12 protein-coding genes are annotated in these 15,176 nt (G+C 70.2%); 5 read left to right on the top strand and 7 right to left on the bottom strand.

The genetic code is table 11. The features are described 5' to 3' along the window. On the top strand, positions 1–580 hold a 580-nt coding region (locus ACFV5N_RS05480), incomplete at its 5' end, for a Clp protease N-terminal domain-containing protein (protein ID WP_385594398.1). Positions 581–645: 65 nt separating this feature from the next. Next, positions 646–2,184, top strand: coding sequence for a N,N-dimethylformamidase beta subunit family domain-containing protein (locus tag ACFV5N_RS05475; RefSeq protein WP_385594395.1), 1,539 nt, complete (start codon positions 646–648; stop codon positions 2,182–2,184). Positions 2,185–2,194: 10 nt separating this feature from the next. Here ACFV5N_RS05475 and ACFV5N_RS05470 read toward each other — a convergent pair whose 3' ends face one another. The 4 genes from ACFV5N_RS05470 to ACFV5N_RS05455 form a co-directional block, all read right to left on the bottom strand. Further along, positions 2,195–3,202, bottom strand: coding sequence for a hypothetical protein (locus ACFV5N_RS05470; protein ID WP_385594392.1), 1,008 nt, complete (start codon positions 3,200–3,202; stop codon positions 2,195–2,197). Positions 3,203–3,228: 26 nt separating this feature from the next. Continuing rightward, positions 3,229–3,891 (bottom strand): hypothetical protein, encoded by a 663-nt coding sequence (locus ACFV5N_RS05465; protein ID WP_385594389.1) that lies wholly within the window; start codon positions 3,889–3,891, stop codon positions 3,229–3,231. 174 nt (positions 3,892–4,065) lie between these two features. Continuing rightward, the gene (locus ACFV5N_RS05460) at positions 4,066–5,178 is read right to left on the bottom strand and encodes a hypothetical protein (protein ID WP_385594386.1); all 1,113 of its coding nucleotides are present in this window, start codon (positions 5,176–5,178) and stop codon (positions 4,066–4,068) included. Next, complete coding sequence (locus ACFV5N_RS05455; RefSeq protein ID WP_385594384.1) at positions 5,168–5,932, bottom strand: hypothetical protein; 765 nt, start codon at positions 5,930–5,932, stop codon at positions 5,168–5,170. The genes ACFV5N_RS05460 and ACFV5N_RS05455 overlap by 11 nt, the downstream gene beginning before the upstream one ends. A 321-nt stretch (positions 5,933–6,253) precedes the next feature. Between ACFV5N_RS05455 and ACFV5N_RS05450 the strand changes: the two genes are divergently transcribed. Both ACFV5N_RS05450 and ACFV5N_RS05445 read left to right on the top strand, forming a co-directional pair. Next, entirely contained in the window at positions 6,254–6,937 is a 684-nt protein-coding gene (locus ACFV5N_RS05450) for a hypothetical protein (RefSeq protein WP_385594382.1), read from the top strand. 195 nt (positions 6,938–7,132) lie between these two features. Beyond that, on the top strand, positions 7,133–8,518 hold the full coding sequence (locus tag ACFV5N_RS05445; protein WP_385594379.1) for a PE-PGRS family protein: 1,386 nt from the start codon (positions 7,133–7,135) through the stop codon (positions 8,516–8,518). Here ACFV5N_RS05445 and ACFV5N_RS05440 read toward each other — a convergent pair. The 3 genes from ACFV5N_RS05440 to ACFV5N_RS05430 all read right to left on the bottom strand — a co-directional run bounded on the left by ACFV5N_RS05440 (position 8,502) and on the right by ACFV5N_RS05430 (position 10,464). Further along, positions 8,502–9,038, bottom strand: a complete 537-nt coding sequence (locus ACFV5N_RS05440) for a hypothetical protein (protein ID WP_093843746.1) — start codon at positions 9,036–9,038, stop codon at positions 8,502–8,504. The two genes, ACFV5N_RS05445 and ACFV5N_RS05440, sit on opposite strands and share 17 nt — an antisense overlap. A gap of 60 nt (positions 9,039–9,098) precedes the next feature. Next, positions 9,099–10,106 carry a hypothetical protein gene (locus tag ACFV5N_RS05435; protein ID WP_093843745.1) on the bottom strand — a complete coding sequence of 336 codons (1,008 nt, stop codon included), beginning with the start codon at positions 10,104–10,106 and terminating at the stop codon, positions 9,099–9,101. A gap of 91 nt (positions 10,107–10,197) precedes the next feature. Next, the gene (locus tag ACFV5N_RS05430; protein WP_093843744.1) at positions 10,198–10,464 is read right to left on the bottom strand and encodes a WXG100 family type VII secretion target; all 267 of its coding nucleotides are present in this window, start codon (positions 10,462–10,464) and stop codon (positions 10,198–10,200) included. A 151-nt stretch (positions 10,465–10,615) separates the two neighbouring features. On the opposite strand from ACFV5N_RS05430, the gene ACFV5N_RS05425 reads away from it, so the two are divergent. Next, complete coding sequence (locus ACFV5N_RS05425) at positions 10,616–15,127, top strand: FtsK/SpoIIIE domain-containing protein (protein ID WP_354341170.1); 4,512 nt, start codon at positions 10,616–10,618, stop codon at positions 15,125–15,127. The last annotated feature ends 49 nt before the right edge of the window (positions 15,128–15,176 follow it).

Here is a 15,176-nt window from a genome sequence, read left to right as displayed (position 1 = left end):
CCTCATCGGCCACTTCGTCGACCAGGCCCGCCGCTCCGGCGCCTCCTGGAGCGACATCGGCAAGAGCATGGGCGTCACCCGGCAGGCCGCCCAGAAGCGGTTCGTGCCCAGCGACGGGTCCGCCCCCGACTTCGCCCAGTTCACCCCGCGCGCCAAAGAGGCCGCCATCGCGGCCCAGCGCGAGACCCAGGCCGCCCGCAACACCGCCACCACCCCCGAGCACCTGCTGCTCGGCCTCGTCGCCGACCCCGACAGCCTGGCCACCAAGCTGATCACCGGCCAGGGCGTCCCGCTGGAGGAGGTGCGCCGGGCGGCCACCGCCGCCCTCCCCGCACCCACCGACGGCGAACTGCCGCCCCTGATCCCGTACAGCGCGCGCGGCAAGAAGGCGCTCGAACTGACCTTCCGCGCCGCACTGCTGCTCGGCCACAACTACGTCGGCACCGAGCACATCCTGCTCGCCCTGCTGGAACTGGAGGACGGCGACGGCGTGCTCAGCGGACTCGGCCTGCGCAAGGACGCCACCGAGACCGCCCTGACCGAGGCGCTCGCCGTCTACCTGGAACAGCGGCGGGCCTGAGCGGGACCGGCCGGACGCCTCCCGGAGCGGTTGCCCGGCTCCGGGAGGTCACCCAGCCTGAGCACATGACAGGGACGGAGGGCGGGCCGGACGGCCTGGACCGCAGAGCCTTCCTCGGCGTGTGCGTCGCGGCCGGGGCGGCGATGGCGGGCGCCTGCTCCGGCGCCGAAGGCTCCGACCCGCCGTCCGAGAACGAGCGGAGCGGCGACCCCCACTGGCGGATCACCGACACCGGCGCGGACGACGCCATTCAGGGGTACGCCGACCGGGTGAGCGTGGACCCGGGGGAGGAGTTCGGCCTGTACGTGTCCACCCCGGCACCCGCGTACCGGGTCTCCGCGTACCGGATCGGCTGGTACGACGGCGCGCAGGCCCGCCGGGTCTGGCGCTCCGAGCCGCTGCCGGGCGCGGTGCAGCAGGAACCGGCGTTCTTCCCCACCACCCACACCGTCCGCGCCGACTGGGAACGCGGCCCGGTGGTGTCCACCGAAGGCTGGCCGGAGGGCGCCTACCTGCTGCGGCTCGACGCGGAGGGCGGCGCCGGCGGCCAGCGGTACGTCCCGCTCGTCGTCCGCTCAAGCGAAGCGGCCGGACGCACCGTCCTGATGCACGCCCCGGCCACCTGGCAGGCGTACAACCTGTGGGGCGGCTACAACCTGTACGAGGGCAAGGACGGCGACTACCGCACCCGCGCCCTGGTGGTGAGCTTCGACCGGCCCTACGACAAGGACGGGGCGGAGAAGTTCATGGTGTACGAACGCGCCGCCGTGGTCCTCGCCGAACGCCTGAACCTCCCCCTGGCGTACACGACCGGCCTCGACGTGGACCGCGACCCCGGCGTCCTGGACGGCGCGGCCCAGGTGGTGATCCTGGGCCACGACGAATACATGACCCCGGCCCAGCGCGCCCACCTCACCCGGGCCCGCGACGCGGGCACGAACATCGCGATCCTCGGCGCCAACACCTGCTTCCGCCGGGTCCGCCTCGACCCCACCCCGCTGGAGCCGCCGCACAGGGGCGACCGCAGAATCGTCGCCTGCTACAAGTCGGCGTACACCGAGGACCCCCACCACGGCCACCAGGACACCCTGGTCACCACCGACTTCCGCGCCGCCCCCGCCCCCGACCCCGAATCGTCCCTGACCGGCGTGCTGTACGAGGGCTACCCGGTGGACGCCCCGTACGTGGTGCACCGCCCGGAGCACTGGGCCTTCGAGGGCACCGGCGTACGGGCGGGCGACTCCTTCCCCCACCTGGTGGGCGTGGAGTACGACCGGGTCACCCCGGAGGCCCCCACCCCGGAGGGCATCGAGATCGTGGCCCACTCACCGCTGGTGTGCAACGGCACGGCCAGTCACCAGGATTCGGCGTACTACACGGTGCCCAGCGGCGCCGGGGTCTTCGCCACCGGCACGATGCGCTGGGTGGAGGCCCTGATGGCCGGCACGGACGAGAACGGCGCCAACCACGGCATGGACGCCAGGACGGGCCGGTTCGTGACCCGCGTGACGGAGAACATCCTGCGCACCTTCGCCGCCGGCCCCGCCGCCGAAACCCACCCCGCCCACGGCAACGCGCCGGAGATCTACGGCGAGCAGGCCTGACCCCGCCGGACTACCGCACGATGGCCTGGACCTCGCGCACGGTGATCTCATGCGTGGTCTCGAACACCCCGGCCGGCAGCGTGGCCCCACTGCCGTCGGACCCCTCCCAGGAGATCTCCCAGGTGAGGCTGGCCGTCAGCCCGTACGAGCCGGTGGCGTGGGTGGCCCGCAGATACGTCACCCCACACGGCGGCTCCTCCCCGGACCGCCCCTGGCTGTACGGCTCCCCGATACCGCCGTCGCCGCTGACGGCACACTCACCGGAGGCCGGATGCAGCCGGGCGTCCGGGGTCCCCGGTTCGATGGTGAGCGTGGTGGGCGTGGCGGTGGTGGTCGCCCAGAGCCCGTAGTCATCGAGCGAAGCGGTCACGGAAACGGGCTCGAAGGCCCCCTGATCGAGCCACACCCAGGTCGCGAGATTGACGGTCTGGTCGCCATCGGGATTCAGCTCGATCTCGGTATCGGGCACCCGGACCCGCTCGTAGGCCAGCTCGGCGAGGGTGGCGATGTCCACCACGCCCGGAAGGTCGGGGGGCGGGTCACCGAAGTCGACCCAGAAAGTGCGGAATTCGCACGCGTACCGGGCCTCGTAGTCAGGATGCTCCTCATTCCTGACTACCTGCCAGAACATCCCCTCGCCCTGCTTGTCGATGTTGTAGTTGGGGTACTCGCCCTCCTCGCCGTACGAGTCCTCCAGTCCCTGTCGCAGGAGATCCTTGTCCTCCTGAGGCCAGCCGGAACGATAGAATTCGCGCGAAAGTTCATCCCAATACGCCTGATACTCCTCCGGTGTATACATCGGGGCGTAGTAGCAGGCGGGCGGCGTCCAGGTGGTCTGCGTACTGGTGAGTCCTCCGCTCCCACCAGTGCCATTTCCGGTGAAGGAGATCCGCGGCTGCCTCACTTCGGCCCTGGCTTCCAGATGCGTGCCACCGTTGTCTGTCGCGGTCCCTCCGTCAACGTCGTCCCGGCCCGCCTGCGCCGTGCTCGGGAACGACAGGATGGCGATGATCGCCACTCCGCAAGGCAGCCACAGATATCTTTTCATTGGCACTTCTGATCCTCCCTGAAAAGGTCGTACTCCACGGTCTGCCAGACGCCGTCTGCGCTCTGTTCCATGCGGGCGACATAGAGAGTGGGTTTGGCATCGGGATCGGCCTCTTTGGTGATCTCTCCGGTCTCGAAGTCCTTGTCGTATACCTGACTGAAGTCCCGGCAGAAAGAAATCGTCGCGACACCGTCCTCGACCAGCGTGACATCACGATTGAAATAGCGCGAAGTTCCTCCTGAAGTCTCTCCCGATTCGACCATGGCATCAAGAACTCTGAAGGTGGCTGTGCGAGCTGAGCCCGAGATGTAGAAGCTCAGCGCGGGTCGCTCGTAGTCGTGGTGGACGATCGCCTCGTCAACCGCATCATTGAATCCCTGATTGGCCCGCAGGATCGCGTCCACGATGGGATCGCCGGTGTAGTCGTCCGCGTAGACGTTCTGATAGTCATCGCCGAAATCGATCTCCGGATGATCGAGTTCGTCACTTGGCTCCTCTTCCGCGGGCTCCTCGGGTGCAGGAGGCTCCTCGGTCGTCTCGCCGACCCCCGGAATGTCGTCGCTCGCACCCTTGTTGTCGCTGCCGCCGCAGGCGGTCAGCAGCAGGGCGGTGGCCGCGGAAGCGGCGATCAGGGCGGTCCTCGTCCGGCGGCGGGTCACGGCGGCTCCGTATCGGTGAAGTGTGGGGTTTTGCCCCTCACCCTACGAACCAGTACCGCTACGCCGCGACGTTCGCCCCTCTTCCGTTACCAACCCGTGGTCCGGCGCCCGGCCCCCCACCTCGCCATGGAACCGGGTCGGCGGGCGGAGAACCAGATGCTGCCGAGGATCCGATCAACGGTCGGAGTGGACGGTCGTCGCGACAGCGGTACCGGTGTACCCATGGTGCGCGGCCTGACGACGGGCTCTGCGCCAGAGGATGGTGAGCAGCAGTCCTCCGGTGACGGCGGCGGCGAGAAAGCCGAACCAGACATGCATCGTGGCCTGGCCATGGGCCTGGTCGAGCAGGCAGTAGAAGTCCTCTTCGCACAGCACGGGCCCCTTGTAGCGGCGTGGCCGAACGGCTGAGACGAGAATGCCCCCGGCAGTCAGACCGATCGCGAGGGGAATCGTTGCCCATACCCGGGCGAACCACCTCGGCAGGACGCTCCCTTTCCGCAAGGCAAGGGCCGCCGCGGCGCAACCGGCCGGAGCACCTACGCCGGCACAGAGGAGGAAGACGGGTGCTCCGCCCGGCCAGTGCTCGGCCAAGGCATAGAGTTCGGCCGAGAAGGTGTGCGGGAGGGCCATGGCGGCGATGAACACCCCCACCCCCACAGCGGCGACAGCGGTGTGCCCGGCATTCCTGCGACGCTCACGCGGATCGTCGTCCGACAGCCACAGTGACAGTGCGATGACGCCCAGCACCAGCGTCGTGCCGGCGGTAACGACGCCCCATGGGGCGGCGCGGGGTTCGTGGACCGCCAGCCAGCAGCCGAGGTCGGTACAGGCGGCGGGGTCGAGCCCCTTGCCCGGTGCCCGCGCGACGATGAGCAGGACGGCACCGGCGACGGCGCCCGCGGTGCCCAGCCCGACGACACCGATCCGGACCGGCCTGCCGCATCGCAGGCGGGGTGGCACCCGGTGCGGATGTTCGCCGGCCAGGATCGCGGAGCACACCAGCGGGAGCGAGAGACCGGCCATCATCCCCACGGTGACGGTGAAACCGGTCGGCCCGCCGACCCACGATCCGGCCCAGGCGATCTGCGTCCCGCTGGTGGCGGCAGCCAGGAGGAGGGCCACGACCGTGCCGGCCAGTATCGCGGCGACGGTCCACCGGCCGGTCGTGCTCAACCGCCGGGGCGCATACAGGGCGGCCGTCCGCCGGCGCAGGTCCCTTTTCTCCTGGCGTTTGAGCGACTTGGCGCTGCGGGCGGGCTTCGGCCGGCCCGTGCGGTCAGCCGGCATCGTAAGGACGGATACTGCTGACGATCAGGTCGACCGTCTCCTCGGAAACCGCGTGCTCGTGCCCGGTGTCGGCCACCAGGCCCCAGGCGACGATGTCCGAGGTGGCGTTGATGAACGAGACGCTCAGGGCCCGGCCCTCGGTGGTGGCGCACTCACCTTCCCTGCGGAGGGGGGCACCGGAGGAGGTCGAATAGGCGATGTGTCCGACGACGCCGTGCTCGTTCTCGAACGGTTCGGCCTCCGTGGTCGTCAGATCGCCTTCCAGACCCTGGTCGAACACGGCCCAGGCCAGGTTGCTGGAGACGGACCGCACCGCCTCCTCCGTGTCGGCGGCGCCCTGCACGTAGCGGGTGCCCACGTACGCGACCCGCTGGTCGGTGCACGCCTCGGGGGAGTGGTGGGCCGGGTCACGAAGGGTGTAGGCGTGCTCCGAGCCTCCTGCCTCGGGATCGTCCGCCGGCCAGAACGTGTTGCTGCCCACCGCGTGGACGTTCCACTCCGGTGGGACGTCCCAGGCCATGGTGCCGCGCGGGCTGATCACCACCTGCCAGTCATCGGCGACGACCGGACGCATCTCGGAGGACGGGTTCCGCCGCGGATCGGCGGGGCCGGTGGGCTGCCACTGTGCGGGCGGCTCCTCGGCCGGAGCCGAGGCCTGGTCCGCTCCGGCGTCGCGGGTGGTGACAACCACGACGGCCACGGCCGCCGTCACCGCGAACAGGGCGGCGCCGGCGACGGCGGCGCGTAGGCCCATGCGGAAACGGCGACGCGGCTGGGGCGGTTGCCCCGTCGGTCCCCACGCGGGAGAGCCGGAGGGGGGAGGCGGTGGAAAGGACGGGGAGTACGGACTGGGCTGGTTCACCGGCCGGTTGTCTCGCTCCGTCATGCTCCGGATCGTAACCCGCGGGAGTCGGCCGGCGACATGACGGTCGGCGGAAAGGTCCCGGGCTCCGGCGGGCCCGCGCGCTGCGCAGGTGCCCGTACCTGTCGTCTTCGGGAGCGGGGCGCAGCGCCTGAACCTCCGCGTGTGTTCCCGCCGTAGGCTTTCCGCGAGCGATCGGAAGCGGAGGCGGACATGTTCGGCAAGGGCAAGGGGAGCTCGGCGGACCGGGGCGAGGAGGCACCGGTGCTGGACTGGCGGGATGTCTCCGAGTTCAGCTTCGGCCGGGAGCTGCGCCGGGTGGGCAAGAAGCGCCGCAAGCCGGTGGGCGGGCCGTACGCCGTGCGTGTGCCGACCGGGGACCCGCAGGACCCGCTGCTCCTGCCCTGCGCCTTCTTCGCGCCCGACGTTCAGGGCATCTCGGCGTCCCGGTTGTACGAGGACGCGGAGGCCCGGCACCTCCTCGTGAGTTACGACCCCCGCGAGGCGGCCGGGGAGGAGGGGGTGTGGCGGTATCGGGTGCGTGACGGCGCGGGCGAGGAGATCGGGGCGATCCGCCGCATCCCTCCGGCGAACCGGATGGTCAAGCACACCTGGCGCATCGACCAGCCCGGCCGCCCGGAGATCGTGGGCCGGAACAAGCTGGCGCGCACCCGCCCGGGTGCCGCGAAGTGGGCGGTGGGCCGGATGATCGGGGAAGCCCTCGCCAGCGCGACCGCGGGCGACGAATCCGACAGCGCGCGCAGGCCCAGGACGCTGGAGTGGACGGCGGACGACGAGACGGTGATGACGTCGCAGTACCTGGGTACGTACGTGCTGTCCGCCGATTGGCTGGACCGCAGGCTGGCCTTCGCGTACGCGCTGCTCCGGGACCAGTGAGGGCGTGGCCGCTGACCGGCGAGCGCGCCCCGTGCCCGGGGGCCTCCGTGTGTTCCACCGGCCCGGCGCGGTCCGCCGGAAGTGTGGCCGGCTTGGCATGTCCAGGCTCGTGATCTCGGCCACCACCGGGGTTCCATTCCGCGTCGGATCTGGGAGAGTTGAAGGGGATCGACCAAGGGGGATGTTGTGCGTCAGGTGAACCCTGATGACCTGGAGCAGCTCGCTCGGCTGCTGGACGGCGACGACAGTCTGGACAGCAAGCTGTCCGGTGTGCTGACACGCGCGTCCACACTGGGCGTCAGCGGCGAGTTGCGGCGGATCGACGGCTTGCAGAGCTGGGTGTCGGAAACGGCACCGGATCTGCGCCGACGTGCTGGGCTGGCCCGGCTGGACGAGGGGGACCCCACCGCGGGGCTGCGCATCGCCGGGTTCACCGACGAGGAGATCGCCGCCTTCGACGGGCCGGTGCCGGTGGACGCGCTGCTGATGGCCAACTCCATGGCCGCCGAGGGAGACGGCGAGGACGGCAGCGTCTTCGAACGGCAGCACCGGGAGAAGATCGACGACTATCTCATGCGGATCATGGCGCATGGCGCCGCGCAGTTGCCCGGGATGGAGCCGCACGAGCAGACCATGTTCAACCTGATGAAGCTCGGCAAGGAGTGGGCCACCTTCACGGTGACCGCCGGTGTCGTGGTGACCCAGGGGTACAACCTGGTCAATGTCACGGCGATCAACCCGTGGCTCCGTTCCATCCGGCCGAACGCACCGCAGCGGTTCCTCTCCGCCCCCGGTACCTGGCTGCCGGGCCAGCTGGCCGGCTGGTTCCGCAGCGTCCCCGGCGTGAACCGGCTGTTGTCGGTTCCCGGGACCACCGGCGTCCGGGGCGACTTCATCAGCCGCGGCTACAACTGGTTCCGCGGCCTGCCGATGATGCGGGCGGCGTTCGGAGGCGTCAACGCCAACGGGGTGATCAACTTCCTGGTCGGCAACGACCGGTTCGCCCACCGGCTGGGCAGCAACCCCGCCTGGAGCCTTGCCGAGCGACAGGCGGCCACCTGGGGCTCACGTGCCGCCCAGTCCCGCCTCGACTTCGTGGCGCGCAACGCCTACCAGGGACTGCGCGGCCTGGGCAACACCCGGCTCGCCTCGGTCGCGGGCAGCGTCGCCGGAGCGGCTCGGGCCGGTGGTTTCCTGCGCTTCATGGGAGTCGGCGGCGGTGTGCTGGCGACCGGGTTCAGCGTCGCCAACCTGGTGGCCCAGGGCAACCCCATCGACGCGTTCAAAGAGGCCGAGGGTGTGTCCGGCAAGGCCGGCTACCTCGCCGACTGGGCCGAGGTCGGCTTCAACGCGTCCCTCACGGCGGCCATGGTGGCACCCAACCCGGTCACTGTCGGGGCGGCCGTGGTCACTGGCGTGGTGTACGGCGGGCTCAAGGTGGTCGAGCACTGGGACACCATCTCGAACCCGGACACCTACAAAAATGCCTGGAACAGCGTCAAGGACGGCGCGAGTTCGGCCGTCAACGCGGCGGGCAGAGCCGTCGACGGAGCGAAGAACTGGGTCAAGAGCTGGTTTTGACCCCGGCCGGGCCGCAGGCCGCCGCCAGTGCGGTGAGCAGTGCCTGCGGGTCCCGGCTGGCGATGAGCAGTTGCTCGCCGTTCACGTTGGCGATCACCGTGGGCCGCATGCCCATCGGCACGCCCCAGGCCCCGCCCACCAGGCGGGCCCGGGACGTGTCCACGAGGTAGCCCTTGCCGGTCGGCTCGGGCGCGGTGAGCGCCGAGCGGTGCGGCTGTACCAGGCTGCCGCCCCGGGCCAGGCGGAGGGCGTCCTGAATGCTCTGCGGGTCCAGGTCGGCCACGGCGATCCGCTCCCGGCCCACCCGCAGGGTGTCGGGCGTCAGATCGATACGGTGGTAGATGTACTTGCTGACGGGGACCGCGACGAAGGCGAGCAGCACCAGCGAGAACATCGCGGATACGGCCAGCCAGGCGACCAGATCCTCGGGCAGGGCGTCGACCGCCATCCACACCACACCGACGACATAGACCGAGACGCAGGTGAGGGACCAGATCTTCGATCCGCGTTCTTGGTACATGACCGCCATCCTGTCCGTCCGTTCTCGTGTGCTGCTGGACCACCAGGGTGCCATGGGCGGTCAGCCGAAGAGGCCTCCGATGAAGTTCTTGGCACTGTTGAGGCCGTCCTTCACGGCATTGCCCACGGTGCTGACGGCATCTCCGGCCGCATTGGCGATGTCCCGGTACGTCTGAGGATTGGTGATGGTGTCCCAGTTGTCCCAGATAAGGGTGCCGGCGTAGGCGACACCGGTCACCACCGCCGCTCCCACGGTGACCGGGTTGGGCGCGACCAGCGCCGCTGTCATCGACGCGTTGAAGGCGGTACCCGTCACGGTCACCGCGTATCCGGAAGGGTCCCGCTGGAACGCGTCGATCGGATTGCCCTGCGAAATGATGTCGGCGACACCGGTCACCGTCCCGAAGACGCTGCCGACGACCCCGGCACCCCGGATGACGCCGGCGGCCCGGCCCACGGTGCCGGCCGCCGAACGGAAGCTCGCGAGGCGTCCGGCGTTGAACCGGACCCCGCGCATCATGGAGTACTCGGCCGCGCCCAGGCGCAGCAGATTCGCCTGCTGGGCCGTGGGAACGAAACCGGAACCCGCGCGCATGTACATCGCGGCGTTGTGCGAACCACCCAGCAGCCGGGCCATGGCCGGGGACATTCCCCGGGTCGCCATCCTGGCCATGAAGCCGCTGGACGGCGTTCCCGCACCGAAGTTCGCCATGTAGACGGCCGAGTTGCCCGCCGGAATGGACAGCGGGGTACCGCCGCGCACCAGATTCCAGAATCCCTTGCTGCCGTAAAAGGCCGCCATCGCCGTGGTGGTGACGTCCTTGCCGAAGATGGCGATGTCCAGGGCGCTGGGGCCACCCCGCAGAATGCTGGCGTTGTCCCGCAGTTCGAAGGCCGTGTCCCCGGCCCACTGCTGCAGCGCGGACAGCGGGGCGAGATGGCCGGTGGCGTTGAGACCGGCGGCACGTGTCGAGAGATTCGCGTACTCGACGGCGACGCCCGAGTCCCCCGACAGTCCGTCGAGCAGTTCGGCGAGATGATCGAGATGATCGGGATTGGCTTGGCGCATGACGGGCATGTCCTTCTACGGAAGAGACCGAGGGGCTGGGAAAGAAAGTGCTGGAGCAGAGTCACCTACCGGGAGGCGCGGAACGGGAGCGTCACCCGTCCTCGTTCTGTTCCTCTTCGAGGTCGTCCGCCTCGTTGTCGCAGTTGGTCGCCTCCTGGCGCAGTGCCTCGGCGACCTCACCGCACTTCGTGTTCCAGCTGTCCAGATCGCCCCGCACATCGGTGGCGTTCGGCCCTTCCCAGGACTCCATGCTGTCCCGGGCGTAATCCCGGGCCGCTGTCATCAGCCCGTCGACATCCCTGGCGAGGTCCCGCAGATCGCGAGCCCGCTCCCGCAGCACATCTATCTCTTGAGACATGACGTCCCCTTCCCCGTGAACGCTTGCGATGACGATTGTCGCGCGTTTCGCGGTTCCCGTGGAACATGGTGGTGGCGACGGCCTTCTGTGGACCCTCCGGGAGGGTGGCCGATAGGCTGCCCGCGTTCGACACGGGGAGAGGAAAACCACGATGCAGGCTCTGGTAACGGTGATCCGTACGGGGGCAGAGCCACAGGACGTGCTCATCAAGGCCGATGAATCCGCCACCGCCGCCACGGTGGCACAGCAGCTCGCGGCCTTCCTCGACGCGGCGGGCACCGAACGCAGCCCTCTCCCTCCGTCCCTGGCCGCCTCCCTGCTGGAATCCGGGCCCCAGCACGAGCCGTACGCGCACCAGCCGTACGCCCAGCCGGGCCCGCCCGTGCCCGGCGACAGCCCCGCTCATCCGACGCTGTGGGTCGACGGCCGTGCCGCGCCCCCGCAGACCCCGGTGGGCACCCTGCTGCGCGACGGCATGCGCATCACCCTGGACGACCGGATCGGCCCCTTGCTGTGGTCCGGGGAACCCACCGGCCACTACGAACTGAGAGTGGTGGCCGGGCCCGGCGCGGGCCGGGTGGCCCGGCTCTCGTTCGGGGCCGCCACCATCGGGTCGGCCCCGTCGAACACCGTGATCGTCACCGATCCGCTGCTGGCCCCCCTCGCGGCGCGGGCCGCCGTGGACATTCACGGGCGCGTGACGGTACGCCCGCAGCCAGGCGTGCCCGCGTACCTGGACGACCAGGAACTGACGGCGGAACAGGAATGGCCACTCGGGGCACTGCTCGCCGTGGGCGAGTCGCTGATCACCCTGGAGCGTCCGATGCCGCCGGACGCCCACCTCGCGCCCACCGGCGACGGCGGCGCGGCGTACAACCGCCCGCCCCGGCTCTCCTCCCCGCACACCCCGCCCCGCCTGGTGATCCCGAGCAAACCCACCCGGGCGGGAAACGCGCGTTTCAACCTGATCACCGCGGTCGTCCCCCTGGTCTTCGGCGTGATGATGTATCTCATCACCGGCTATGTGTACATGCTGCTCTTCTGTCTGATGTCGCCCATCATGGCGGTGGGGCACTTCGTCAATGAATCGCGGTACCGGAAAAAGACGTATCAGAAGTCGGTCGGGCAGTACCGCCAGGAAATGATCGACTTCCACGCGATGCTGACCGCGATGAGCCGGGAAGACCAGCGGGCGCGGCGCACCGCGTTCCCGGACCCGGCGGAGATCCTGCTGATCGCCTCCGGCCCGCGCGGACGTCTTTGGGAACGGCGGCTGACCGACCACGACGCCATGCAACTGCGCGTGGGCATGGCCCATCAGCCGGCCGACATCACCATGGTGGCCTCCGGGAGCACCCGGATGTCGGACCCGGTACCCGACCCCCCGGTGATCGCCAACGTTCCGGTCACGCTGTCCTTTCCCGAACTGGGCGTCGTGGGAGTGGCCGGGGCCAGAGCGCGGGCTCTGGCCACCGCCCGCTGGTTCCTCGACCAGGCGGCGACGCTGCACAGTCCGCGGGATCTGTCCGTCGTGCTGCTCTCCAGCTCTCCGGACGCCGCGTCCATGTGGAACTGGGTGCACTGGCTGCCCCACACCCAGCCCCGGCAGGGACAGAGCTGTGTCGCGCTGCTGGGAACGGAGCCCGAACTGATCAGCCGCCGGGTGAGCGAGGTGCTCACCGAGCTGAACAGGAGGCAGGCACTGCGCCGTACCGCCGGATTCTCGCAGCAGGCTCTGCGTCCCGATCCGGCCGTACTGGTCGTGCTGGACGGTGCCAGGCTGCTGCGCCGGATGCCCGGTGTCCCGCAGCTCCTCCAGGAGGGGCCCGAGCACGGGATCTACGCCCTGTGCATCGACGAGGAGGAGCGGCTGCTCCCGGAGGAGTGCCGGGCGGTGGTGTCGTGGCCGGCCGGCTCCGTCAGCCGGGTGCAGCTGCGCGGCGCCGGGCTCGAGCAGCTGGGGGAGGTGCTCGCCGACCAGGTACCGGTCGAGTGGTGCGAGCTGTTGAGCCGCTCGCTGGCTCCGGTGCGCGACGTCAGCCGGGACGACGCGGGTGGCGCGCTGCCGACCGCGGCACGTCTGCTGTCCCTGCTGGGTATGCCCAACCCTGCCGGTGAGGACATCGAACGTGTCTGGCGGGCCGGGGGTGAGTCCACCGCCGCTCCCATCGGGCTCGCGGCGGACGGGCCCTTCGTGCTGGACATCCGGCGGGACGGGCCGCACGCCCTGGTCGCCGGTACCACAGGCGCGGGTAAGTCCGAGCTGCTGCAGACGATCATCGCCTCGCTCGCGGTCGTCAACCATCCCGAGTCCCTGAACTTCGTGCTGATCGACTACAAGGGCGGCAGCGCCTTCCAGGACTGTGCCAACCTGCCGCACACGGTCGGCATGGTCAGCGACCTGGACGCGCACCTGACCGAGCGGGCCCTGGCCTCCCTCGCCGCCGAGCTGCACCGGCGCGAGACCATCTTGTTCAACAGCGGGAACAAGGACATCGAGGACTACAACGACGACCGCAAGCAGCGGCCGGAGCTGGGGCCCATGCCCCGGCTGGTCATCATCATCGACGAGTTCGCCTCTTTGGTGGCCGAACTGCCGGACTTCATCGCGGGACTGGTCGACATCGCTCGCCGGGGGCGCTCGCTCGGTGTGCACCTGGTGCTCGCCACGCAGCGGCCGGCCGGTGTGGTCAGTGCCGACATCAAGGCCAACACCAACCTGCGGATCGCTCTGCGGGTGACGGACGCCAAGGAATCGGTGGATGTCATCGACGCCCCCGACTCGGCCGCCATTGCCAAGGCGACCCCTGGCCGCGCCTATGTGCGTTCCGGTGCCCAGTCGCTCGTGGGCGTGCAGTCGGCCCGGATCGGTGGTCGCAGGCCCCGGGAGGACACCGGAGCCGCGAGCGTGGTGGTGACGCCGGTGGGCTGGCCGGCTCTGGGACGTCCCCTCGCCGTGGCGTCCGGCGGTCAGGACGACGGGTCCATGGTGACCGACCTCGCCGTTCTGGTGGACGCCATCCGCGACGGTGCCCGGCGTATGGCGTTCCCGCCGCCGCGCAGCCCCTGGCTGGATCCGCTGCCCGAGCGCATCCAGCTGTCGGAGCTGGAGCCGTATGCCGAGGCTCCCCCGGATCCGGCCGAGGTCGCGCCCGCCGGTTTCGGCGTGACCGACCTCCCCTCACAACAGCGGCGAGCCCTGCTCGCTCTCGACCTGGTGCGGGGCAGTCACCTGATGCTGGTCGGCGGCCCCCGGTCGGGCCGCTCCACCGCGCTGCGGACGCTGGCCGGTTCGCTCGCCCGCGACAACGCGCCCGGCGATGTGCACCTGTACGCCATCGACTGCGGCTCGAACGCGATGCTGCCGCTGGTGGGGCTGCCGCACACCGGCGCGGTGGTCACCCGCGACCAGCCGGAGCGGGTGCGGCGGCTGGTGGACAGGCTCCGCAACGAGATCACCCGGCGGCAGCAACTGCTCGCCGACCTCGGTGTTTCGAGCGCCGCCGAGCAGCGTGCGAGCGCGCCCGCGGAGGAACGGCTGCCGTGGATGGTGCTGTTGCTGGACGCGTGGGACGGCTTCGTATCGGCCTTCGAGAAGTTCAACTACGGGCAGCTCATCGAGTCGATGCAGCAGATCTTCCGGGAAGGCGCCGCGGTCGGGCTCAAGGCGGTCATCACGGGTGACCGGCGGGGGCTCACCGGCCAGATCTCCTCGGCTTTCCCCGACAAGCTGATCCTGCGGCTCGCGGACGTCACCGACTACACCTCGGCTGGTTTCCGGCCCAAGGACATCCCCTCCGAGATGCCGTCGGGCCGTGCTCTCCAGATGAGCAACGACGGCATGCTGGAGAGCCAGTTGGCGCTGCTTGCGGCGGACCCCTCCGGGCAGGCCCAGGTCGCGGCGCTCCAGGAGATCGGCCGCCGGGCGCGGGAGGTCATGCCCGCGCCGCGTCCCTCGCAGGCCCCGATGCGGGTGGACGCGCTTCCCAACCGGATCACGCTGTCCCAGGCCCTCGCGCTCGCACCGGACTTTGCCCCGCCGTCCCCGCTGTGGGTCATGCTCGGCGTGGGCGGTGACGAGTTGCAGCCGATCGGCATCGACCTGGAAGAGTTCGGCCCGGGGTTCGTCATCGCCGGCCCGCCGAAGTCGGGGAGGTCCACATCACTGGTCACCGCGGCCACCGCGCTGCTGGACCGGGGGACATCGCTGATCCTGGTGACTCCGCGCCGCTCGCCGCTGCGGGCGCTGGCCGGCCGTGCGGGGGTAGCCGGTCTGCTGAACGGAGAGAGCACGAAGAACGAGGTGGAGGAGCTGGTCAAGGGGTTGAGCGAGCCGTACGTCGTGGTGGTGGACGACGCGGAGCTGGTGTACGACACCCCGGTGGACAAGGCGATCACCGAGGTCATGCGCACGGGCATGGACGGCGGGCACGCGGTGCTGGCGGCCGGTACCACGGATTCACTCTCGTCGCAGTACCGGGGATTCGTCTCCACCGCACGCAAGTCGCGCAACGGTCTGCTGCTGATGCCGCGCAACCCCAGTGAAGGGGAGCTGTTCGGAGTGCGGTTGCCGGCGAACAGCGGGGGCGGCCCGGTCGGCAGTGGCCTGCTGATCACCGGTGGGGCGCTCACCCCGATCCAGGCCGCGTCGCAGGACGACTGACCGCCCGCCGGTACGCGCCGGAAACCAGTGAGGTGCCGGGCCCCGGAAG

The organism is Streptomyces sp. NPDC059853 (assembly GCF_042731495.1).
In the GTDB taxonomy this organism is placed as follows: domain Bacteria; phylum Actinomycetota; class Actinomycetes; order Streptomycetales; family Streptomycetaceae; genus Streptomyces.
The sequence above is the reverse complement of the archived record's forward strand: the minus strand, read 5'-3'. Positions and strand labels throughout refer to the sequence as shown.